Raw genomic sequence first — 22,106 nt, forward strand, 5'->3', positions numbered from 1 at the left:
AGGAACGTGCCATGGGTGTTGTGAGCCGAATGAGGGAAGACATCCAGTCGGTCTTCGACCGCGACCCCGCCGCGCGCACTTCGCTCGAAGTGGTGCTCCTGTATCCGGGGCTTCACGCTATCTGGGCCTATCGCATCGCACATTGGCTCTGGGAGCATCACTGCAAGCTGCTCGGCCGCTTGGTCAGCGAGCTGGCACGCTTCATCACCGGAATCGAGATTCACCCCGGCGCGAAAATTGGCCGCCGCCTGTTCATCGATCACGGGATGGGCATCGTGATGGGGGAGACTACGGAAATCGGCGACGACGTCCTCATCTACCAGGGCGTCACGCTCGGCGGCACCAGCCTCAAGAAGGAAAAGCGGCATCCGACCCTCGAGGATCACGTGATCGTCGGCACGGGCGCGTCGGTCATTGGCCCGGTACGAATCGGCGAAGGCAGCCGCATCGGCGCGGGCGCCGTGGTCGTGTCGTCGTCACCGCCATGGTCAACGGTCGTGGGAATCCCCGGCAAAGTGATCGAAGGCGACAACGCTCGCCACGACGTGATGGAGCTCGATCACGCCAAGCTGCCTGACCCGGTCGCACGCGCGATGGGCAATCTAATCGAGAAGCTCAACCGGATGGGCGTGCGGATGGAAGAGATCGAGGAGCGGCAGGATTGCCTCGAAGACAAAGTCAGCGAGCATCACCCGCCGCCCGATCGCATCCTCGCCAACAAGGGCTAGTTTTTCAGCGGATACTTCCTGCGTGGTTGCGCTGCTCTATTTCTTCTGATGCGGCGTGCCGATGTACGGGAACTCCTTTAGAGTGTCGGTGTGCGGCTTGAGGCCGCTGGGAGGGCATTCGCCCTTGGTGAGGAACGCGAGGCGGTAATCGATCACGTCCTCAGTGAAGACGCGGCCGTTGGGATATTTCGCCGGCTTCGACGGATCGAAACTCAGCACGTCGGGCAGTGTGCGCTCCTTGTCGATCGCGGCAATCGCCTCTTCGCGCGTGTAATTTCCGGTGTGGCCCATCAGATGCACGAACTGATCGAGCCAGCGCTTGCGATCGTTAACCGGCTCGCTGGCGTTGTATTCCAATTTGGTGTCGTCGGTGTTGAAGAAGCTGCTGACGCTTGGATGACCCGCGCGATCGACGTGGAGCAGCTTGCCGTCTTTGCGCACGCTGCATCGTCCCCAAATGTGTATTTCGGGCTTCGGCGCTAGTTCGCTCGTCGGCAGCTCGATCACCGTCGAGAACACATTGGCTTCCGTATTTGAATCCACGCCGGTCCATGGCGATTTGGCGCCGAGGTGAGGCTCGGTGAAGTTCCGTTTGCCCCTGATATCGAACAGATTCTTGATTCCGTCGAAGTCGAAAAAGAAAGCGTCGCTGCGACTGCCGGCGAAGAAGGTGTAATCGCCCGCATTGACGATGTTGGGCTTGGGGCCGAACGAGACCTCTGCATCGGCGACTATCTTCTTCCCGACAGCTTCTACGGAGCGCGACTCCGTGCCTTTGGCCAGAAATACGTTGAACGTTTGCCTGCCGTTTTGCGGCTTCGAGAAAACGTAGCTGAGCGCGATATCTGTCAGCAAATCTCCGTCGCAGTCGATGTTAAGGCGATAGATGGCATCGGGATGGAGTGCGTCGGCGTTCGGATTTGCATTGAGGATGATTACGGTCCGCGACGGATCCGCGGGCGCCTGGAACGCGTAGAGGTCGCAGAGGTCGAGCCGTTGGTCACCCAACGGCGGGCCGAGACTGAGTCCAGTGAAGTGGTTCGACATATTTTTATCTCCTTTGAAAATTGAAGATGCGATTACGCCGTCCGCCAGGATCGTAACAAACGGTAGATCTTATGTCGCCCCGCCTTTTTCGACGGCGTCAGAGCTTATGTCCAAAGCCCGCGCCCATCTCGTACTCATTCGGACTCTCGATCATCCGCCCGTTTAAGATTCGCTCGAAGCCGAACGGCGTCAGATCAACCGTCGCACAGGTGCCGGTCAGAATCAGCTCGGCCATCGACGCGCCAACCGCCGGTGCGGTTTTGAATCCCGTCCCGCTGAAGCCGGCGGCGACGAAGAGGCGCTCGACGCCCGGCACCGGGCCCATCACGGCGCGCGCGTCGGGGCTGACGTCGTAGATTCCGGCGTGACCGCGAGCATACGGCGCATCGGCCATCGCGGGAATCCTCTGCGCCAGGCGTTTGCGCACGGCGGCGACGAAGTCGTCATCATTGGTCTCGCGGAAATCGTCGGGATTCGCCTCTGCCTCATGCTTCCATCCACCGAGCCCGGCCAGCGTCAGATCGTCGGCATGCGGGCGAAAATAGCTGCCAGCGATCGTATCGATATAGATGCAGTGCCTGAGCTGAGACGGCCGCTTGAAGAACGCAGTCTGTGCGCGCTCGCTCTTGATGCCGATCTTCACGCCCAGCGGCGCCAGTAGCGCATCCGTCCACGGACCGGCCACGACACACACCGCTTCGGCCTCGTAAAGGTGCCCGGCGCTGTCGACGACGCCCGCAGCTCGTCCGCCGCGATGCAAGATTCGCACGATCGGTGTACTCGTCGAGAACTCCGCGCCGTGACGCTTTGCGGCGGCCGCCAGCGACTCAGTGGTCGCAACCGGATCGGCGTATCCGCTATGCGCTTCGAACGCGGCTAGCGCGACGTCATCGACGAAGGTGCCAGGCTCGCGCTCGTGCAACTCCGCCGCGGTCACAATTTCTGTATCGACGCCGACGCGTTGGAGCATCGCGACGTTCGCGCGCAGCCGCGCCGCGTTGCGCTCGTCAACCACGACCGCGAAGCCGGTCTCGACAAAACCGCATCGCCCGCCGACAATGTCGCCCCAGTTGCGGAAGTAGTGAAGGCTCTTCCATGCCAGCTCGGCTTCCGGCGCGAACGTGTAATGCATCCTGACCAGCGCGCCCGACCGCGCCGACATCCCGGCGCAAATCCCGCCCTTGTCGAACAGGCGCACGCGAGCGCCTGCCCGCGCAAGATGGAACGCGAGCGAGCATCCGACAACGCCCGCTCCGATTACGATTGTGTTCTCGCTCGATGATGCCCGCGTCACGCGGCGAACCCCGTCTTTTGCCGTCGATCGGTGTACGATAAGCTAGTCGCCGCACTGGTGGCGAACAAAACCGTCTATGCCGATTTATCTCGATCATAACGCGGGCTCTCCGCTTCGCGTCGAGGCTGCCGCCGCGATTTCGCGCCTGCTGGCCGATGCGGGAGGGAATCCCTCGTCGGTGCATCGAGCGGGCCAGCGCTCGCGACGGATGCTCGAGGCGGCGCGGGCTCAGGTGGCCGCGATTGTCGGCGCCGAGCCGCGGCGGATCGTGTTTACCAGCGGCGGCACTGAGTCGAACAATCTTGCAATCTTCGGCGCGATCACCGCGGCGTCGCGGAGGCGTAAAATTATTTCATCCGAGATCGAGCATTCATCGATCCTCGCTCCGCTGGCGGAACTCGAGCGCCGTGGCTTTGAGGTGGTGCGAATCGCACCCGACTCCGACGGACGAATCGATCCTGCGCGGGTGCTCGCTGCGCTCGACGGCGAGACCGCGCTGGTCGCGCTCGGACTCGCGAACTCCGAGGTAGGAACGATCCAGGATCTTGCGCCGCTCGCATCGGGATGCAGCAAGGCTGGCGCGCTGCTTCATATCGATGCGGCACAGGCGGTTGGCCGAATTCCGGTGGACGTGGCGGCTCTCGGATGCGATCTGATGACGCTCAGCGGTCACAAGCTCGGCGCACCCGCCGGAGTTGGCGCTTTGTACGTCCGTGACTACGCACGCATCGCGCCGATCATTTTTGGCGGGCCGCATGAAAGCGGCGTGCGCGCGGGGACGCCGAATCAGCTTAGCGCAGTGGCGTTTGGCGCTGCGACCGAGGCGGCGATAAATGCGATGCGCGAAGAATCAGAGCGAATCGGTTCGCTAACGATGTCGCTGCTGAACAGACTGCGCGAGACGATTCCCGGACTTCGCTTGAACGGCCCGCTTGCCGGCAGGCTGCCGAATACGCTCAACCTCACGTTCCCCGGCGTGCTCGGCGAGAGCATGCTGATTGCGCTCGATCTCGAAGGCGTTGAAGTTTCGATGGGATCGGCGTGCGCGGCAGGAGCTGTCGAGCCGTCGCACGTGTTGCGCGCGCTGGGCCGCAGCGTCGCCGGCGCGCGCAGCTCCCTTAGAATCAGCCTTGGCTGGGACAACACGGCGGATGAAATCGACGCTGTCGAGGCGATCATCCCGGCTGTGTGGCGGCGAGTAGCGGCCGCCGAGCCTCTGTCGGAGGCGAGCGCGCGATGAAGCCGCGAGTGCTGGTCGCGATGTCTGGCGGGGTGGACAGCTCCGTCGCGGCGGCTCTTCTGCGCGAGCAGGGTTACGACGTCGTCGGCGTCGCGATGCGGCTTGCGCCCGAGCCATCGGTGCCCGTCGCGAAGCGCCGAGGAACCTGCTGCTCGCATGACGACTTCGAAGATGCGCGCCGGGTGGCGGAGCGGATGAATTTCCCGTTCTACGTGATCGATCTGCGCGCTGACTTTGCCGCTCGTGTGGTCGATAACTTCGTTTCCGAATATCTCGGCGGGCGCACGCCGAATCCGTGCGTGATGTGTAATCGCGAGATCAAATTCGATCGCTTGTGGAGCCGCGCTCGCGCGCTGAACGCCGAGTACGTCGCGACCGGGCATTACGCGCGGATCGAGCGCGGGTCGGACGGCATGTTTCATCTGCTGCGGGCGGCTGACGACTCCAAGGATCAGTCGTACTTTCTTTTCACGCTCGGGCAGGACGAACTCGCGCGAACCATTTTCCCGCTCGGCGAGATGACCAAGACTGAAGTTCGTGCCCGCGCCCGCGCGTTGGGGTTGGCGACCGCGGACAAGCCGGAGAGCCAGGAAATCTGTTTCGTTCCGGATGGCGACTACGCGAGCTTTGTCGAGCGCAGAAGCGATCCCGCGCGACTGCGTCCCGGCTCGATCATTGACGGCGGAGGAAAGCGGCTGGCCGATCACGCAGGCGTGCATCGATTCACCGTGGGGCAGCGTCGCGGGCTCGGTGTCGCCAGTGGCGAACGGCTCTACGTTCGCGAGATTCGGGCCGAGTTGGGCGAGGTCGTCGCCGGGCGCCGCGAAGAGCTCGATTCATCGGGCTTGATCGCGAACCGGGTGAGCCTGGTCGATGGTTCAATCGCGTCGGGCGGCGAGCTGAGCGTCGAGGTGAAGATTCGCTATCGGCATCGCTCGATCCCGGCGACGATGCGCGTCGATTCTCTGCGCCGCGCTGAGATTCGTTTCGCGTCGGGCGGTCCTGCGGTGACACCCGGACAGGCGTGCGTCTTTTACCGCGGTGAGGAAGTGCTCGGCGGCGGATTTATCGAGCGGGCGATCACGGAAGGGCGAGCGAACTGAGTATGGCGACGCGCTTCGCAATCGCAACGCTCGGGTGCAAGGTCAATCAGTACGATTCGGCGATAATAGATTCGCGGCTGCGCGCGCGCGGGATGGAACGCCGCGAGTTCACTGAACAGGCCGACGTTTATATCGTCAACACCTGCACGATTACCGATCGCGCCGACGCCGAGAGTCTGCGGATAGCGCGGCGTGCGCGGCGGCTCAATCCGAATGCGCGCGTCGTCATGACCGGATGCCTGGCGCAGGCGAGTCCCGACATGCTGGCGGAGGCGGCGGAAGTCGATGCCGTGATCGGGCTCGGCAGGCTTGACGACCTCGAGCGCGCAGCCGCTTCGGGAGCCGTTGAGCGCGTGATGGTCACGAACCTGCGCAAGGAAAAGGCGCCGATTGAGCTGGCCGCGGTCACGCTGGACGGTCATACGCGCGCGTTCTTGAAATTGCAGGAGGGATGCGATCAGTTCTGCACGTTCTGCATCGTGCCGTTTTCGCGCGGCACTTCACGTAGCGTCGAGCCCCGCCGCGTAATGGCGGCGCTGGATGATCTTCACGCGCGCGATTTCAAAGAAGCTATTCTCACGGGGGTGCATCTTGGCGGCTACGGCAAGGATCTCGAGCCGCCGGTCGAGCTGGCCGACCTGCTAGAGATGGTTGCCGAGCGATGCCCGCTCGAGCGGGTGCGGATAAGCTCGCTCGATCCCCAAGAGTTGAGCGATCGGATCGTGCAAATTATTTCGAGCAACGCAAAATTCTGCCCGCATCTGCATCTCCCGCTGCAGTCGGGCGACGACGATACCTTGTTGCGAATGCGGCGACGTTATGAGCGCGATTATTTTCGTGATCGCGTCGAGCGCGTGCTGCGCGCGTGGCCGGACGCGGCGATCGGCACCGACCTCATCGTGGGGTTTCCGGGCGAGACGGGAGCGCATTTCGAGTCGTACTTTAACTTTGTCGAATCGATGCCGCTGGCGTACTTTCACGTGTTTCCGTATTCGGTGCGAGCCGGAACCACGGCGGCAAAATTTTCCGGACGCGTGAAGGCGGCGGAGATCAAGCGGCGCGCGGCGCTGATGCGCGAACTCGGAGAGCGCAAGCGGGTGGAATTCGCCCGGCGCTTCGTCGGGACAAAACTTAAGGTATTACTTGAAGACCGCGGGCCGGGCGGCGAGATGCGCGGATACAGCCGCAACTACGTGCGGGTGTCGACGCAGGGCCCCGATGAACTGACAAACCGCGAAGTCGAGGTGGAGGCGTCAACCGTTGAAGGCACCCAACTGGTTGGGGAGATTGTTCGGCCGTGGGCGGACGGAACCGCTTGCGGCAGAGCTTCCTGAAAGTCCCGGCACCAAACTCGAGCGCGTGCTCGGCTATGCGTTCGTGCGGCCGGAACTGCTCGAGACCGCGCTGACGCATCCGAGCGCGGCGGTCGGCAGCGAAGTGCATTACGAGCGGTTCGAGTTTCTTGGCGACGCGGTGCTGGATCTTGCGATCGCGGATCTGCTGATGCGCAAATTTCCGACGGCGAAAGAAGGCCCGCTGTCCAAGCAGCGCGCGTCGATCGTGAATGCGCGCACGCTAGCGCTCAAGGCGCAGTCGGTTGAGTTGAACGAGATGATGCGGCTGGGCAAAGGCGAAGAAAAAAGCGGCGGGCGCGAGAAGACCTCGATTCTTGCGGCCGTGTTCGAGGCGGTGATCGGCGCGATCTATACCGATGGCGGACTGGCGCCCGCGCAGGAAGTAGTCGAACGCCTCTTCACCAACGATATCGGCGGGCCGGCCGCCGAGCGCGATTACAAAACCGAATTGCAGGAAGTCGCGTACCGGCATTTTCGCACCCAGCCGGTGTACGAACTGATCGGGACGGATGGCCCAGACCATGCCAAGCGCTTCACGACCCGAATACGAATCGCGGGGCGCGAGCTCGGCGTGGCCGAAGGCGGCAGCAAGAAACAGAGCGAGCAGGCTGCCGCGCGCCTCGCGCTGGATCGAATTGAAGAAGAGCGCGGTGAGCGCAATGGGTGAGCATCGCGCATGCTTCGTGGCGGTTGCGGGCCGCACGAACGTCGGTAAATCCACGCTCGTGAATCGGCTCGTCGGGCACAAGGTCGCGATCGTAACGCCGCGTCCGCAAACCACGCGCCGTCGAATTCTCGGAATCCGCAGCGACGCCGACGCGCAGATCCTGCTGATCGACACGCCGGGACTTCACGAGGCGAAGAAGCAACTGAATCAGCGCATGGTGCAGACGGCGCGCCGGGCGATCGCGGAAGGCGAAGTCATTCTGACCGTGGTGGAAGCGGGCGATCATCTCAATTCGGGAGATCGCGCGGTGCTGATCGATATCCGCGCGCTTGGCCGTCCGACGGTCGTTGCGATCAACAAGGTCGATCGCATGCCGCGCGCGCAACTGCTGCCGCTGATCGAGGAAATCAACCAGGGATTCCCCGGGGCGGAGATCGTGCCCGTCAGCGCGCTGACCGGCGAAAACGTCGAGGAGTTGCTGCTGACTCTGAAGCGGATGCTGCCGGAGAGCCCAGCGCTGATGTCGCCTGATGAGTACACCGATCAGACCGAACGAATGATCGCGGAAGAAATCGTTCGCGAGAAAATTTTCCTGAAGATGCGCCAAGAGATACCGTTCTCGACCGCGGTCAGAGTCGAGAAATTCGAAGATGACGAGGAGCGCAGGCTCAAGCGAATCGGCGCGACGGTCGTGGTCGATCGCGAGTCTCACAAAGGCATGCTGATTGGCGCGGGCGGGCGCACGCTTAAGGAGATCGGCACCGCGGCGCGGCTCGAGCTCGAGACAATTCTCGACGCGCACGTGTTCCTGGAAATCACCGTCAAGGTCGAGCGTGACTGGACGCGCGATCCGCGCAAGCTCGCGGAGTTCGGACTGTGACGAATCCGCGTAGAGACTCGGGCGTCGAGGCGCGGCGAATCGCGGCCGAAGGGCTGCCGGCTGTCGTGCTGGTTGGGCGCGCGAACGCAGGCAAGTCGACGCTGTTCAATCGAATTACGAAGGGCGGACGCGCAATCACCAGCGCGATTCCCGGCACCACGCGCGATCTGAACTTCGCGCGCGCGAAATACGGCGACCGCGAATTCGTCGTCGTCGATAGCGGCGGGCTGGAGCTGGGCGGGCATGAGCGGATGACCGAGCGGATTGTCAGCGAGGCGCTCGCCGCGGTCGGCGTCGCCGACGTGGTGGTTTTCATGCTCGATGGAAGAGGCGGGTTGAGCGAGGCTGACGCGGAAGCGCTTGCGCTGGTGCGCGAAACCGGATGCCCGCTGATCATGGCGGTCAACAAGATCGATCGGCCGGGGCAGGAGGCCGAGGCCTCCGAGTTCTACGCGCTCGGCGGAGACGAATTGTTTTTCATATCGGCCGCGCACGGACGCGGCGTCGAGGAGCTGCTCGATCAAGTCGTCGCGCGACTACCCGAGCGCGAAGGCGCCGCGGCCGCATCGCCCGATTTGAGGCTCGCGCTGATCGGCCGTCCCAACGTCGGGAAGTCGTCTCTGCTGAATCGCTTGTCAGGATTCGAGCGCGCGATCGTCGACGATACTCCCGGCACGACCCGCGATCCGGTCGACGTGCGGCTGACCTCGCATGGGCGCGACGTGCTGTTGATCGACACGGCGGGAATACGGAGGCCGCCGCGGGTCGAAGGCGAGTTGGAGCGTCATTCCGTGGGCCGAGCGATCGAAACGATTCGGCGCGCCAACGTCGTGCTGCTGGTAATCGACGCGAGCGAGGGAATCACCGACCAGGACGCGCGGCTGGCGCGGCTGGCGGACACGAGCGATCGCGCGATGGTGATCGTCTGCAACAAGTGGGACGTCGCGGCGAAGGCGGGGCGCAAGGTGGCGACGTTCGTTCGCGACGCGCACGAGCGTTACCCGTTCCTCGAGTATGCGACTATGGTGTTTACGTCGGCGGTGACGGGCGATGGTGTGGACGGAATCATTCCGGCGGCGACGCAGGCGGGAGATTCGTGGCGCGCGGTTTTTCAGACTTCGCGGCTCAATCGAACGCTGGCGGAGGCGTCCGCCGCGATGGATCCGCCGCAGGTCGACAGGCGGCGCCTGAACCTGATGTACGTGACGCAGGTCGGCAGCGCGCCGCCGCGGCTTCGATTTTTCACCAACGTCGAACGCGGCATTCCGGCGCATTACATTCGCTTCATCGAAACGCGATTTCGAAAAGCACTTGGACTGGTCGGGACTCCGCTGCGACTCGATTTTCGGCGCACCGGCCGTTCGTGGGTGCAAGGTGCTCCGCCCCGACCTACGCGCGGCAAGCCTCGCAACCGTCCCGCGCCGCGAATCAAACCGGCGCGCGCGTAGGACAAGCGCTTGTGGAACGTTGAACGCGGCGGCATTTCGTATGCCGCGCGGCGTCCGCTATATTTCAATGTACAGTGATCGTGATTCTTGATTTCGGCAGCCAGTACACGCAGCTAATCGCGCGGCGCGTGCGCGAAGCGAGCGTTTATTGCGAAATCCATCCGTTCAACTTTGCGCCCGAGAAAATCCGCGCAATGAATCCGCGCGGAATAATTCTTTCCGGCGGACCGGCGAGTCTGTACGAAGAGAATGCGCCGGATATCGCCGACGAGGTGCTGAATCTTGGCTGCCCGGTGCTCGGAATCTGCTACGGGCTTTACGTGATCGCGCAGCACATGGGCGCGCGCAGCGTGAGCTCGCGGCAGCGCGAGTACGGCCCGACGACGCTCGTGATCGACGGCGACGATACGCTGTTCGAGGGGCTGAGCGGGCGCGAACATCGCGTGTGGATGAGTCACGGCGACAGGGTCGAAGCGATTCCGGGCTCGTTGTGCGCGATCGCGCATAGCGACAACTCGCCGTATGCGGCGTTCAAGTCGCGCGACGGGCGCCTGCGAGGAATCCAGTTTCATCCCGAGGTGGTGCACACACCATGCGGCACGCAGGTGCTGCGCAACTTTGTGCTGAAAATTTGCGGTGAGCGCGGCGACTGGACGATGGCGAGTTTTGTCGAGACGAAACTCGCGGAGATCCGCAAGCAGGTCGGGCCGACGGACAAGGTGCTGATGGGACTGTCGGGGGGCGTCGATTCTTCCGTGGCGGCCGCACTGATACATCGCGCGATCGGCTCGCGGCTGCATTGCGTATTCGTTGACACGGGACTGCTGCGCGCGGGCGAGCGCGAGCGGATGGAGAATGTGTTCGCCGGCCAGCTCGGGATCGATCTCAAGGTGACCGACGCGTCCGAACTTTTTCTGTCGCGGCTGGCGGGCGTGCTGGACCCCGAGCAGAAGCGGCGCATCATCGGCCATACCTTCATCGACGTGTTTGAATCCGAGGAAGTCGTTAAGGGCGCGAAATTTCTCGGACAGGGAACGCTCTACCCCGACGTGATCGAATCGGTGTCGTTCAAGGGACCGTCGGCGGTGATCAAGAGCCATCACAACGTCGGCGGATTGCCGGAGCGGATGCGCCTGGAACTGGTCGAGCCGTTGCGCGAGTTGTTCAAGGACGAAGTGCGCGAAGTGGGGCGGCAGCTCGGGCTGGCGGCGGAAGTCGTCGAACGCGAACCGTTTCCGGGTCCGGGGCTGGCGGTGCGAATCGTCGGCGAGGTCACGCGCGAGCGGCTCGATCTGTTGCGGCGCGCGGACGCGATAGTGATGGAAGAAACGGCGGCCGCCGGCTTCGGACTCAAACTGTGGCAGGCGTTCGCCGTGCTGTTGCCGCTCAAGACGGTCGGCGTGATGGGCGACGGGCGAAGCTACGAAAGCGTGATTGCGATTCGCGCGGTCGAGTCGATGGACGGGATGACGGCGGATTGGGCGCGGCTGGAGCCGGCGTTTCTCGCGCGCGTGTCGAGCCGAATCACGAACGAGGTCAAGGGCGTCAATCGCGTCGTTTACGACATCACGTCGAAGCCGCCGGCGACGATCGAGTGGGAGTGACTGTGGCGGTTCGCACACGTTTCGCGCCGAGCCCGACCGGCTCGCTGCACATCGGCAATGTCCGCTCGGGGCTGTTCGCGTACCTGTACGCCCGCCACAACGGCGGGCAGTTCATTCTGCGCATCGACGACACGGATCGCGAACGCTCGACAAAGCAGTCGCTCGAGGAACAACTCACCGACTTGAAATGGCTCGGCATGGATTGGGACGAGGGCCCACCCGACGTGGCATACTTTCAGACCAATCGCGTCGAGCTGCATCGTGAAGCCGCGCTGAAACTTTTGCGCGAGCGCAAGGCGTATCCGTGCTACTGCTCGGCGGAAGAACTCGACGCCAAGCGCAAGCAGGCCGAGCGCGAGCGTCGCAGGCCGGTTTACGATCGCAAATGCCGCGGGCTCGATTTCCAGGCAGACCTGCCGCTGCCGGACAAATCCGGCGATCGCAACTACACGATCCGGTTCGCGATGCCGCTGGACGGCGAGACGGTCGTCGATGATCTCGTGAAGGGCCGGATAGTCTTTCAGAACGCCGAGCTCGACGACTTCATCATCGTGCGCTCGGACGGGTCGCCGATATACAACTTCGCGAGCATCCTAGACGACGTCGATATGCGCATCACGCACATCGTGCGCGGCGACGATCACGTGTCGAATACTCCGCGGCAGATGCAGATGGCGTACGCGCTCGGATTCACGCCGCCGGCCTTCGCTCATTTGCCGCAGGTGCTGGGGCCGGACGGGTCTCCGCTGTCAAAGCGGCACGGAGCGACTTCGGTGATCGCGTATCGCGAGAAGGGCTATTTCCCGGAGGCGATGCTGAACTACCTGGCTCGCCTCGGATGGTCGCACGGGGACCAGGAAATTTTCTCGAAGGATGAACTGATCGATTATTTCGGCTTCGAGGCGTGCGGAAAATCAGCCGGCGTGTTCAACGCCGAAAAATTGCTCTGGCTTAATTTCCACTACCTGAAGGAACGGCCGCTGCCTAAGCTGGTCGCTGAGATCAAGCCATTTATCGCGCAACGCGGCTGGCCGATTCCGGGCGACGATGCGTGGCTCGAAAAGGCGGTCGCGACGCTGCACGAGCGCGCCAAGACGCTGGTCGAACTGGTGGAATTCGCGTCGTTCTACCTGAAAGACAACATTGAGATCGATCCGAAGGCGGCGGCGAAATTCCTGAAGCCGGAAGTCACGGAACCATTGCGCGCGTTGGCTGCCGAAATTGAGTCGCACGAGGGCGAAGTTTCCGAGGCGTCGGTGCAGGCGGTTTTCGAATCTGTCCTTGCGCGTTTCAATCTCAAGCTCGGGCAACTCGCGCAGCCCGTCCGCGTCGCGCTAACGGGCGGCACCGTCAGTCCGGGGATTTACGAGGTGATCGCGGTGCTCGGTAAACGCCGCACCGTCGACCGACTGAACGCCGCCGTCGCTGGAATCGAGCCGCCCGCTTAGACTACTTCGTACTCGTGGGTGGCAGCACCAGGATTTGTCCGTTCATCTCCGGCTGATGCACCGCGCAGTAGAAGTTGAAGATTCCGTCCTTGTGAAATGTGAAGATGTACGACGTCTTCGTCAGCGGCTCCAGCTTCAAATGCATCAGGACGGTCGAGTCCGGCGCAGCAAGCATGAAGTCGTGCTCGTCGTCGGGCTGCAGATTCCAGAACGTGAGCATCGTCGGCACTTCGCGGCGAATCGCGATGAACGTCGGCGAGAACGCGTAAACCTCGCCGAATGTCGCGATGGTCTCTTTGGGGCCTGTCTCCTTGATCGCGACCGCCTCGGTCAACACAATCACTTCCGCCTCGGGGTTGCCCGTTTTCGCGACGGAAACGATGTTCGACGCGGCCGCATCCGGCAGATAATAGTGCTTGTCGATCGGGGGCGCCGCGGCGCTCGCGAGGCCAATCAACCCCGGCAACATTGCCAGCACCGTCACCAGGACTCGCAGTCGAATTTCGCGCGGTACTTCCCAGTTACTCATCCAAATAGTACCTTTGTAATATGAGTGTACTTGTACCATACGTAGTCGAGCAGACCGGCCGTGGCGAGCGTTCGTACGACATCTATTCGAGACTGCTCAAGGACCGGATCGTGTTCCTGGGCGGCAGCGTGACGGACGACCTTGCCAACCTGGTCACCGCGCAACTCCTGTTCCTCGAGTCCGAGGATCCCGAGCGCGAAATCAATATGTACATCAACTCGCCCGGCGGATCCGTCACTGCCGGCCTGGCCATCTATGACACGATGCAATTCGTGAAGCCGCCCGTCTCGACGCTATGCGTGGGGCAGGCGGCCAGCATGGGATCGCTCCTGTTGGCTGCAGGAGCGAAGGGGCGCCGCTACGCGCTGCCGCATTCGCGGATACTGATTCATCAGGTATCCGGCGGGTTCGAGGGACAGGCGAGCGATATAGAGATTCACGCCCGTGAGGCGTTGCGTCTTCGCGAAATCCTGAACGACATTCTTGCCCATCATACCGGTCAGAATTCCAAGAAGATCGAGAAGGATACCGACCGCGACAACTTCATGTCCGCGGCGCAGGCGGTAGAGTACGGACTTATCGACGAAGTGATTTCCGGCCGGCCGATCAAGGCGTCGCTGTAGCCGGCGCCGGGCTGCTGCGCTCGGCCATGGACGCGCAACACGTTCCCGAAAGCCCGGCCCACGAAAAGATCGAACGTTTCCGAATTCGCGGCATGCATTGCGCGAATTGCGCGGACACTATCGAAAAAGCCGTCGCGCCGATTCCCGGCGTGGTCGACGCCCATGTAAATTTCGCCGCCGAGACGCTCACCGCGCGCGTCAGCGACGAGCTTGTTCCCGGTAAAATCGAAGCGAAGGTGGCGGCCGCCGGCTATAGCGCTGTCGCCGAAGCGGGCAAAGTCGGTGCGGGCGAATCGGCGCTCGATCGCCAGGATGCGCGCCGCAATCTGGCGTGGGTCATCGCCACTGCGATAGGCGCCGCGGTCGTGATGTATCTGCAGGAGGGCGAGAGCGTCGGCGCGCGGATCGCGACGCTCGTCGCCGCAACTGCGCTGATGTTCACCGCCGGCTTGACGTTCTACCGCGGCGCGTGGATGGCCGCTCGCAATCGCACCGCGAACATGGATACGCTGGTCGCGCTAGGCATAAGCGCCGCCTACTTCTACTCGATCCTCACCACGTTCCCCGAAGTCTTCGTCGCGGGTCCGCGATTTTTCGACACCGCTATCGAGCTGATTCTTTTTATTCGTTTCGGCAAATTGCTGGAGGCGCGCGCTCGCGGCCGCGCGATGGCTGCGTTGCGTTCCTTGCTCACCCTGGTGCCCGACGTTGCAACCGTGGTGCGCGACGGCAAGGAGTTCGTTGTACCGGCAACCGAGCTGGCCGTCGGCGACATCGTGCTGGTGAGACCCGCTTCCAGAATTCCAGTCGATGGGGTGATCGTCGCGGGCGCCAGCGCGATCGACGAGTCGATGCTCACGGGCGAATCGATGCCGGTGGATAAGGCGTCCGGCGCTGCGGTCTCAGGCGGCACCCTCAACACCGCGGCAGCGATTACCGTGCGCGCGATGCGCGTTGGCTCTGAGACGGCGCTTGCGCAGATAGTCAGAATGGTTGCGGACGCGCAGGGCGACAAGGCTCCCATCCAGCGCGTCGCGGACGCGGTCGCCGCGCGATTCGTGCCGGCTGTGATCGCGATTGCGGCGCTCACCTTCCTTGCGTGGATGCGATTCGGCCCCGGTCTGGCGATGGCGCTGACTGCGATGACTGCCGTGTTGGTAATCGCGTGCCCGTGCGCGATGGGCTTGGCGACACCGACCGCGCTCATGGTCGGCAGCGGACTTGGCCTGCGCGCGGGAATTTTGTTCAAACGCGCCTCGGCGCGCGAGCTGATCACGAGAATCCGGGTCATGTTGTTCGACAAGACCGGCACCCTGACGGCCGGCCGGCCGGAACTCGAATCAGTCTTCGCACTCGATGGCGACGAGAACAGTGCGCTGTCTTTTGCCGCGCTCGCCGCCGCCGGATCCCTTCATCCGCTGTCGCGAGCGGTCACATCGAGCGCGCAATCGCGAAACCTCGCGCCGCGGTCCACTCCCGGGAACTCCCGCGAGATAGCCGGGCAGGGCGTTGCCGCCGAGCATCAGGGAAAACAAGTTGCACTTGGCAACGACCGGCTGATGACTGAAGTCGGCGCCAGCGTCGATTCTCGCGCGCACAGTGAGGCCGCGCGCATTGCGGCATCCGCGGCGACACCGCTGTTTCTGGCGATCGATAGCAAAGTGACGGCGGTGCTTGCCTTCCGCGATCCCGTCAAACCCGAAGCGCACGGCGCCATCGCGGCGCTGCATCGGATGGGCATTCGCACCGTGATGATTTCCGGCGACAACGCCGAAGTCGCCAAGGTGGTCGCCGCACGATTGGGAGTAGACGAGTTCCATGCGCAACTGATGCCAGCGGACAAGATTGCGCTGGTCAAGCGCTACCAGGAAGCGGGGCAGTTCAGCGCGATGGTCGGCGACGGAATCAACGACGCGCCCGCACTTGCCGCCGCGGACATCGGAATCGCGATCGGCTCCGGCACGGACGCCGCCAAGGAAACCGGCGACGTAGTGCTGACGCGCGACGACTTGTACGACCTCGTCCGAGCGCTCGTGCTCGGCCGCCTGACGCTGAACAAGGTGAAGCAGAACCTTTTCTGGGCGTTCTTTTACAACGTGATCGGGATTCCGATCGCCGCCGGCGTCCTGTATCCGTCGTTTGGAATCACGCTGAATCCCGCGCTCGCCGGACTTGCGATGGCGCTGTCGAGCGTGAGCGTCGTCAGCAACGCTCTTCTGCTCAATATCACCGGCCCGCGAAAGCTGGCGGCAGTGCATGCTGAAATCGAAGCAGGGCAGGGCATACTTGCGCTGAATCGCTCGAATCCGGCACAAACGCTCAACGAGCTTCCTGAAACGAAGGAGACCGCGGTGGCAACGAAACTTAGATGTGAAAAATGCGGCGCCGAGATTGCGATGCCGACGCATTGCAATTGCCTGATGCACTCCGAGAAAGTCGGCGCCGACACCAAGCTGGTGTGCTGGATGGGTGCGAGCTGCGGCGTTGCCGCCGTACCCATGCATTGCGACGCTCCAATGCACGACGCCGCCTAGCGCATCGCGTTGATCGAATACTGGTTCCTGCTGCCGGTCGGCGTCGCAATCGGGGCGCTCGTGATGTCGGCGGGCGTGTCGGGCGCGACACTGTGGGTTCCGGTCTATCTGTTGTGGCTCAAGCTCGACGCGCCGGTTGCGTTTTGGCTGGGGCTGCTCACGATGCTGTTCGGCTTCGGCAGCGGTGTGATCCGCAACTTTCGCGACGGCACTTTCGACGGCGTCATTGTACGCCGCTACCTGCTTGTTGCGATTCCGGCGGCGCTCGTCGGCGGATGGGCTTCAGGCTCAGTTAACCAGGCGTTGATCGTCGCGTTCTTCGGCGCGTTTCTCATCGTCTATGCGATCCTGATCGCGGGACGCACACTCGCCGCGCCCGGTGACAGCGTTCGCCACGACCGCGTCCCTGCCTCAATCGCGCTGCTGGGTGGCGCGCTCACCGGGCTCATTTCGATCGGCATCGGAATCCTGGCGATGCCATCGGTGCTGCGTCATCGATCGAGCCGTTCGCCCGCCGCAGGGATCGGCTCTCTTGTCATGATTATCTTTTTCACGAGTCTCGCCGCGACGATCGGCCGAATGCGTCCCTCGCTAATCTCGGTGCTTCGCCGCGATTCGTCGCAGATAATCGCGATCGCAATCTGGGCGGTGCCCGGGGTTGTGCTCGGTGGGCAGATCGGTCCGCGCCTCGCGCAGATGCTTCCCTCGGAACGCCACACGCGCCTGTACTTCAGCGCTGTGTTGCTGCTTGTCGGTGTGCTGACGCTGGCTCGTGCAGCCGCCGTCCGCTAGAGCAGCGGGCCATCGTTCCCCAGCATCGCGCGCCTGATCAATCTGATAGGAACCGCGCCTTGCTTGAGAAACGCGTCGTGAAATTTGCCGAGGTCGAATGCGGCGCCCTGCTGTTTGCGAACGTCCTCGCGCAACTTCAAGATCATCAGCTTGCCCAGTTGATAGCGCAGGTAGCCGGGATCGCCGGTGCCGCGCAACGCTTCGACCATCGCGTTGTGCGGTGTCTGGTAAGCGTTGTCTTCGAAAAACCTGGCAGCCTGGTCCACAGTCATTCGCTGCGTGTGCATTCTGATGCCGACCAGGTACCGGCACGCGCGCATCAGCGCCATCTGCAACTGCGCCAGCCGGTATTTCGGATCTCCGTTATGCAGGCCCTCATCGAGCATCATCTGCTCGCAGTACAAACCCCAGCCCTCGATGTCCGCGCCCGATCCATAAATCAGGCGAACGACATCCAGGTTGCGCCGGTTGTTCAGGAACTGCACGTAATGCCCCGGGAAAACCTCGTGCACCGAGGTGTCTGAAATGCTTGGGGCGGAATAGAAGGCGAGCAGCTGCTCCTTCTTCGCGTCGGGCCACGTCGGGTCGGGAAGCGTGACGTAGTAGAACGCCTCGGAGGTTTTTTCGAACGGTCCCGGCGAATCCATCGACGCGAACGTCGTCGCGCGAGCGTACGGCGGCGTCTCTCGCACCATCGGCAGCACGTCCGATGGAATCGTGGCGATATGATGCGCCACGACGTATGCGCGGATGTTCGCGAGTCCCGCCGCGACGGTGGGTAGCACGTGCGCCGTGTCGGGATGCTCGCGAGTCAGCGACTCCATCACTTCGGCGGGCGATCGTTTTGAATCGATCAGCGCCGACGTCTTCTGAAATTCGTCGCGCAACCGCGCCAGCTCTCTGACGCCGACCTGCTCGAGTTGATCGAGGGGAATATCGACCATGTCGTCGTCGTTGAGCATTCGCCGATATGCGTCGGCGCCGATCGCGTAGTCGCCTGACGCCTTCGGCATCAAATCGTTCTTGAGCCACTGCGCGTAGTCCTGGATCGCGGCGACCAGGTTTGCATTCGCCCTTGCGAACGCCTGCTTGCCGGGACCGTCGGCGACCTTCGCGAATGCGAGCGGAACATCGTCGTCGAAAAATCCGATCGTCGCCGGCATTTGTTGCAGCGCGATATCAACAAAGACCTTCGGCGTCATCGCTGGCTTGAGATTACTCCGCGCGGCGTCGAGATTATTGAGCGCGGCGACCTCGCGCGCGGTCACGGAACGCATCCTGGCTTCGGCGGGCGCGAACTCGCGCTTGATCAGGCCGTTCACCGACGACGTGGGCAGATACATCTCAGGATCGCGCTGGTAGCTGCGGACTTGCCCCGTCCACAGCAATTCGCCGTCCGCATGAGCCATCAGCCACTCGCGATCGGCTTCGTTCGCGGGCGAAAGATATTTCGGGTCGTCGGCGCCGAACAGAGCGATCCACTTTTTCGCATGACGTACCACCTCGTCGATGCCATGCGCGCTTACGTCGTCGACGCGATCGTCGAAGCGATGATCCCCCAGCCGCGTCGCGCGCTCGGGATAGAGCTGCAGCTCGGATTGAACGAATTCAGCGACCTGCCTTCTGAACGCGCGATTCAGCGCCGACGCGGTTTGCGCAAACGCCGGCGTGGAGAAAGAGACGACGAGAGCGATCGCAAGACGAGCAGCTATCTTCATTGCTAGTGAGCGCGTTACTTCAGCGTGCCGGCGAACAACTCGGTGAGCTTTTCGAACGCGCGATCCGCTTGCGGCGCGTTGTAAATCGGAGCGTCCGGCACCGTCCAACCGTGAAACGCGCCGTCGTAAACTTCGCTTTCGTATTTTCCGCCCCACGCGGCGAGCGCGCGCTCGAACTTTTCGATTGCCTCGCCCGGCATACTGCGATCATTGGAGGCGTGTCCGAAATATAGGCGTGCCTTGATGCGCGGCAGGAGGAGATGCGGACTCGTGGGTTCATCGGTGTATAGACCGCCGCCGTGGAACGAGGCAACCGCGGCAACTTTGCCGCGCATCGCCGCCGCCGTACGCATCGCCATTGCGCCGGTGAAGCAGTAGCCAACGACGCCGATCGATCCAGCGTTCACGGCATCATGCGCCGCGAGAAAATTTACATAGGCCGTGGCGTCGCGCTCGACGGCCTCGGGGGTCATCGGCGCCCGCAGCTCGGCGAACCGCTTCATCGTGCGCTCATCGCCCAGGCCAATCTTGACGTCGATAACCGGCGGCCTGGTCGTACGGTAAAACACGTTGGGCATCAGCACCGTGTAGCCTTTCTCGGCCAGCCGCCGCGCCATGTCGCGATGCGACTTGCGGATGCCGCCGATGTCGGTCAAATGGATCGCGCCCGGCGAGCGGCGCGCGCCTTCTGCCCGATACAGAAACCCGTCGGCCGTCCCGTCGCTCATGCCAATCTCAACTGCTTCTTCGATCACGGCTCTCTCCTTCAAATCTTGCGGGTGAGTCAAATCCATATACCACAGAGCGGGAATCTCTGGCGCTATTGACTGCCGCCGTGCCATTCGAGACCGCTTTCATCGCGCGCATGGGACTGGGACTATTGGCATCTGGATGTGCTAATGCCGAGTCGGACTCATCAATTCTACGCGGTGGCTTTCGAGGAGAACTTCTCGCTGCGCCAGATTGCGCCTGCATTTCCGGAGGCGAAGACGTCGCCGCTCGAGATGTTCGTGCCAATCGAGTCCGACGGCGGCCTCTACATTTTTCCCTTCGGCGCGATCGTCACGCACGATGTTCCGGTCGAGCAGCGCGAACGCATATTCGGACGCCTCACCCAGGTCCTGCCCAAACTCACCACCCGCATCATCCGCGAGGACTACTCCGTGCTCGAGGATCCAGCATTGCCGATCGGTATCTCGGCCGGGATGCTGCGCGTGGACAAGCTCACTCCGCAACGCGCTGGAATCGTCGCGCTGACGGTCGGCCAGAGCGCCGCGATGGAATACTACGAGCGCATCGTGGACAGCCTCTTCGCGCGGACCGCGCAGTTGGTCGATCGGATGGCGACGCTCGGCACCGTGCCCTATCGGATTAGTCCGTTGCATCGCTTCATCGGCGAGGCGATTTCGTCGCGCACCGAAGTTCTCGCCGTCCTCCATCTGCTCGACAAGCCCGACGCCGCGTGGGAAGACCCCGCGATGGATCTCATCTACGACGACCTGCGCGACGAATTCGATCTCGTCGATCGTTACGCCGCCCTGACCAGCAAGCTGCAGAGCATCCAGGACTCGCTGGTGCTGGTCCTTGACGTCGCGCGTGATCGCCGCCTGGTATTGCTCGAAGTCGCGGTCGCACTGCTGATTTTGCTCGAAGTGATCCTGAGTCTCGGCCACTTCACTTTGTAGGATTTTCACACCTTCCGCGTTCACATTGTCGAAACACTGGTCTGGTACTTTCGTTCTCGCGCGAATTTCAGTCTCGCGCTGGCGCGATCGGGCACTTGTATCAACGGGGGCATGCGATGTCAGACGAAACTCCACCGCACGAAAAAACACTCGACGCCGGGCTCCTCCTGCCGGGACAGTACGTTGACCTGGTCAGGCGAAATCACGTCATCGAGGGCGAGTTGAAACTTCTGCTCGCCGTTTTGGAAGACGCGATTCGATGCTACCTGCGGAACGTTAACGCGAAGGACCGGGAACACCGTCGCGACTTCATCGAAGTCAGGAACTGGTTCGAAGGCAGCAGGGCCAGCGCCCGGCGCGCGGATATTTTCAGCTTCGACAATCTTTGCGCGGCGCTGGGCATCGAACCGCGCTACCTGCTCGACCGCTTGCGGATTCTGACGATCGGCGATCTGCCGTCGCGGCGCTACCAGATGCGCCGCCATCGCCCGCTCTCGAGCCTGCGCCATGCCAACGGCGTGCGCGAGCGCGGCCCAGCCCGCTCCCACGGTTCTTGACGTTGAGGTCAACCTAACCCGTAACCGGTTCAAGAGAAAATCTCCCCCCGACAAACTTCCTAACAGGGACGAAGTCCCGCATCTTCTCTTAATACTGGGTGCAGGGGTCATCCCTGCCCAAGGAAGCGTGAAACCCACGGAGGGGTTTCACTACGATTGAGTTCCCCCCTGCTCGAACAGCCAGCGCGTCGCGCTGCCCTGAAATTCACCCGGCGTCGAGTCGACGGCTATCACCTTGCGCGGACGCACGGCGAAAATCGGTCCCATGTCGAGCACCGTCTCAGGCTTCAAGTCCCATTGGTACTTGGGGTTGTAGGCCTCGACGAACCGGCGGATCGTCGCGACGTCTACGATTTTCCCGGCGACGCCTTCGAGCGAGACCGCCTGGATGCCGTCTTCGGGGCATACAACGCAATTCGGATTCGCCGCGAGGTTGCGCGCCTTGCGCGACTTTGCACCGCTGCTGAAGTAGAACGCATCGTCGAGCCAGACGCCCCAGACCGGCACGCAATGCGGCCGGCTGTCGGGGCACGTCGTCGCCACCCAGTAGTTTCGCGACTTCGTCAATCGCTGGACTGCCCACTCCCACGGCAACAGCCCGCGGCCGCCGCGCGCGTCAAGGATTCCGTAACCGGGCATGTAAGGTCGGCTTGCTTTGGGTATCGCCCGCTTGGTTTTCATGCCGGCTACAATCTCACCAGGGGATTCCGCGCGCTAGTGGCCTGTAACAGATGAAATGGTATCAAGGCTGATGCGCTGTGAGGGGTCGCGGTAAGTCCACTTGATAGGCTTGGGTGCGCGATTGTAGTGACGGATGTAGCGCATGAGCTTGCGGGCCAAGTCCTTGACCGAGG

The 22,106-nt window shown here is 62.7% G+C and carries 20 protein-coding genes; 14 read left to right on the top strand and 6 right to left on the bottom strand.

Annotation, left to right across the window (positions count from 1 at the left end; translation table 11 throughout):
* Window positions 1-29 precede the first annotated feature (29 nt).
* On the top strand, window positions 30-728 hold the full coding sequence (gene cysE, locus VJX68_RS17000) for a serine O-acetyltransferase (RefSeq protein ID WP_414643498.1): 699 nt from the start codon (window positions 30-32) through the stop codon (window positions 726-728).
* 36 nt (window positions 729-764) lie between these two features.
* On the opposite strand, the gene VJX68_RS17005 is transcribed toward cysE, so the two are convergent.
* A complete protein-coding gene (locus tag VJX68_RS17005) occupies window positions 765-1,775 on the bottom strand; it encodes a DUF4331 family protein (protein ID WP_324096909.1) in 1,011 nt (336 codons plus the stop codon).
* A 97-nt stretch (window positions 1,776-1,872) separates the two neighbouring features.
* Entirely contained in the window at window positions 1,873-3,069 is a 1,197-nt protein-coding gene (locus tag VJX68_RS17010) for an NAD(P)/FAD-dependent oxidoreductase (protein WP_324096910.1), read from the bottom strand.
* A gap of 76 nt (window positions 3,070-3,145) precedes the next feature.
* Here VJX68_RS17010 and VJX68_RS17015 point away from each other — a divergent pair, with 76 nt between their 5' ends.
* The 8 genes from VJX68_RS17015 (at window position 3,146) to gltX (ending at window position 12,814) form a co-directional block, all read left to right on the top strand.
* Window positions 3,146-4,309: a cysteine desulfurase family protein gene (locus tag VJX68_RS17015; RefSeq protein WP_324096911.1), complete on the top strand. Its 1,164-nt coding sequence runs from the start codon at window positions 3,146-3,148 to the stop codon at window positions 4,307-4,309.
* Entirely contained in the window at window positions 4,306-5,412 is a 1,107-nt protein-coding gene (gene mnmA / locus VJX68_RS17020; RefSeq protein WP_324096912.1) for a tRNA 2-thiouridine(34) synthase MnmA, read from the top strand. Before VJX68_RS17015 ends, mnmA begins: the two co-directional genes overlap by 4 nt.
* Window positions 5,413-5,414: 2 nt before the next feature.
* Window positions 5,415-6,746: a tRNA (N(6)-L-threonylcarbamoyladenosine(37)-C(2))-methylthiotransferase MtaB gene (mtaB, locus tag VJX68_RS17025; protein WP_324096913.1), complete on the top strand. Its 1,332-nt coding sequence runs from the start codon at window positions 5,415-5,417 to the stop codon at window positions 6,744-6,746.
* On the top strand, window positions 6,673-7,434 hold the full coding sequence (gene rnc / locus VJX68_RS17030; RefSeq protein WP_324096915.1) for a ribonuclease III: 762 nt from the start codon (window positions 6,673-6,675) through the stop codon (window positions 7,432-7,434). Before mtaB ends, rnc begins: the two co-directional genes overlap by 74 nt.
* Entirely contained in the window at window positions 7,427-8,314 is an 888-nt protein-coding gene (gene era / locus VJX68_RS17035; protein ID WP_324096930.1) for a GTPase Era, read from the top strand. Before rnc ends, era begins: the two co-directional genes overlap by 8 nt.
* On the top strand, window positions 8,311-9,762 hold the full coding sequence (gene der / locus VJX68_RS17040) for a ribosome biogenesis GTPase Der (RefSeq protein WP_324096916.1): 1,452 nt from the start codon (window positions 8,311-8,313) through the stop codon (window positions 9,760-9,762). The genes era and der overlap by 4 nt, the downstream gene beginning before the upstream one ends.
* Window positions 9,763-9,836: 74 nt before the next feature.
* A complete protein-coding gene (guaA, locus tag VJX68_RS17045; RefSeq protein WP_324096917.1) occupies window positions 9,837-11,366 on the top strand; it encodes a glutamine-hydrolyzing GMP synthase in 1,530 nt (509 codons plus the stop codon).
* 2 nt (window positions 11,367-11,368) lie between these two features.
* On the top strand, window positions 11,369-12,814 hold the full coding sequence (gene gltX / locus VJX68_RS17050) for a glutamate--tRNA ligase (RefSeq protein ID WP_324096918.1): 1,446 nt from the start codon (window positions 11,369-11,371) through the stop codon (window positions 12,812-12,814).
* 1 nt (window position 12,815) lies between these two features.
* Here the strand turns inward: gltX and VJX68_RS17055 are convergent, their stop codons facing one another.
* The gene (locus VJX68_RS17055) at window positions 12,816-13,343 is read right to left on the bottom strand and encodes a cupredoxin domain-containing protein (RefSeq protein WP_324096919.1); all 528 of its coding nucleotides are present in this window, start codon (window positions 13,341-13,343) and stop codon (window positions 12,816-12,818) included.
* A 20-nt stretch (window positions 13,344-13,363) separates the two neighbouring features.
* Between VJX68_RS17055 and clpP the strand changes: the two genes are divergently transcribed.
* From clpP to VJX68_RS17070, 3 genes are read left to right on the top strand one after another with little or no spacing between them, the layout of a single operon-like run.
* On the top strand, window positions 13,364-13,966 hold the full coding sequence (gene clpP, locus VJX68_RS17060) for an ATP-dependent Clp endopeptidase proteolytic subunit ClpP (RefSeq protein WP_324096920.1): 603 nt from the start codon (window positions 13,364-13,366) through the stop codon (window positions 13,964-13,966).
* Between the two features lie 26 nt (window positions 13,967-13,992).
* A complete protein-coding gene (locus VJX68_RS17065) occupies window positions 13,993-16,500 on the top strand; it encodes a heavy metal translocating P-type ATPase (RefSeq protein ID WP_324096921.1) in 2,508 nt (835 codons plus the stop codon).
* Between the two features lie 9 nt (window positions 16,501-16,509).
* On the top strand, window positions 16,510-17,292 hold the full coding sequence (locus VJX68_RS17070) for a sulfite exporter TauE/SafE family protein (RefSeq protein ID WP_324096922.1): 783 nt from the start codon (window positions 16,510-16,512) through the stop codon (window positions 17,290-17,292).
* On the opposite strand, the gene VJX68_RS17075 is transcribed toward VJX68_RS17070, so the two are convergent.
* Both VJX68_RS17075 and VJX68_RS17080 read right to left on the bottom strand, forming a co-directional pair.
* Window positions 17,289-19,010: a DUF885 domain-containing protein gene (locus VJX68_RS17075; protein WP_324096923.1), complete on the bottom strand. Its 1,722-nt coding sequence runs from the start codon at window positions 19,008-19,010 to the stop codon at window positions 17,289-17,291. The two genes, VJX68_RS17070 and VJX68_RS17075, sit on opposite strands and share 4 nt — an antisense overlap.
* A 14-nt stretch (window positions 19,011-19,024) precedes the next feature.
* Complete coding sequence (locus VJX68_RS17080) at window positions 19,025-19,765, bottom strand: dienelactone hydrolase family protein (RefSeq protein WP_324096924.1); 741 nt, start codon at window positions 19,763-19,765, stop codon at window positions 19,025-19,027.
* A 144-nt stretch (window positions 19,766-19,909) separates the two neighbouring features.
* Between VJX68_RS17080 and VJX68_RS17085 the strand changes: the two genes are divergently transcribed.
* Complete coding sequence (locus VJX68_RS17085; RefSeq protein WP_324096925.1) at window positions 19,910-20,695, top strand: RMD1 family protein; 786 nt, start codon at window positions 19,910-19,912, stop codon at window positions 20,693-20,695.
* 116 nt (window positions 20,696-20,811) lie between these two features.
* A complete protein-coding gene (locus tag VJX68_RS17090; protein WP_324096926.1) occupies window positions 20,812-21,252 on the top strand; it encodes a hypothetical protein in 441 nt (146 codons plus the stop codon).
* A gap of 150 nt (window positions 21,253-21,402) precedes the next feature.
* Here VJX68_RS17090 and VJX68_RS17095 read toward each other — a convergent pair whose 3' ends face one another.
* The gene (locus tag VJX68_RS17095) at window positions 21,403-21,933 is read right to left on the bottom strand and encodes a pyridoxamine 5'-phosphate oxidase family protein (RefSeq protein ID WP_324096927.1); all 531 of its coding nucleotides are present in this window, start codon (window positions 21,931-21,933) and stop codon (window positions 21,403-21,405) included.
* Between the last annotated feature and the right edge of the window lie 173 nt (window positions 21,934-22,106).

This window comes from Binatus sp. (SeqCode) (assembly GCF_035272065.1).
GTDB lineage: Bacteria > Desulfobacterota > Binatia > Binatales > Binataceae > Binatus.

What these genes read in the sequence shown, in the direction of transcription:
- cysE (WP_414643498.1), top strand. Translation starts at nt 30, where the DNA reads ATGAGGGAAGACATCCAGTCGGTCTTCGACCGCGACCCCGCCGCGCGC.
- VJX68_RS17005 (WP_324096909.1), bottom strand. Translation starts at nt 1,775, where the DNA reads ATGTCGAACCACTTCACTGGACTCAGTCTCGGCCCGCCGTTGGGTGAC.
- VJX68_RS17015 (WP_324096911.1), top strand. Translation starts at nt 3,146, where the DNA reads ATGCCGATTTATCTCGATCATAACGCGGGCTCTCCGCTTCGCGTCGAG.
- mnmA (WP_324096912.1), top strand. Translation starts at nt 4,306, where the DNA reads ATGAAGCCGCGAGTGCTGGTCGCGATGTCTGGCGGGGTGGACAGCTCC.
- mtaB (WP_324096913.1), top strand. Translation starts at nt 5,415, where the DNA reads ATGGCGACGCGCTTCGCAATCGCAACGCTCGGGTGCAAGGTCAATCAG.
- era (WP_324096930.1), top strand. Translation starts at nt 7,427, where the DNA reads ATGGGTGAGCATCGCGCATGCTTCGTGGCGGTTGCGGGCCGCACGAAC.
- VJX68_RS17055 (WP_324096919.1), bottom strand. Translation starts at nt 13,343, where the DNA reads ATGAGTAACTGGGAAGTACCGCGCGAAATTCGACTGCGAGTCCTGGTG.
- clpP (WP_324096920.1), top strand. Translation starts at nt 13,364, where the DNA reads ATGAGTGTACTTGTACCATACGTAGTCGAGCAGACCGGCCGTGGCGAG.
- VJX68_RS17065 (WP_324096921.1), top strand. Translation starts at nt 13,993, where the DNA reads ATGGACGCGCAACACGTTCCCGAAAGCCCGGCCCACGAAAAGATCGAA.
- VJX68_RS17075 (WP_324096923.1), bottom strand. Translation starts at nt 19,010, where the DNA reads ATGAAGATAGCTGCTCGTCTTGCGATCGCTCTCGTCGTCTCTTTCTCC.
- VJX68_RS17085 (WP_324096925.1), top strand. Translation starts at nt 19,910, where the DNA reads ATGCCGAGTCGGACTCATCAATTCTACGCGGTGGCTTTCGAGGAGAAC.
- VJX68_RS17090 (WP_324096926.1), top strand. Translation starts at nt 20,812, where the DNA reads ATGTCAGACGAAACTCCACCGCACGAAAAAACACTCGACGCCGGGCTC.
- VJX68_RS17095 (WP_324096927.1), bottom strand. Translation starts at nt 21,933, where the DNA reads ATGAAAACCAAGCGGGCGATACCCAAAGCAAGCCGACCTTACATGCCC.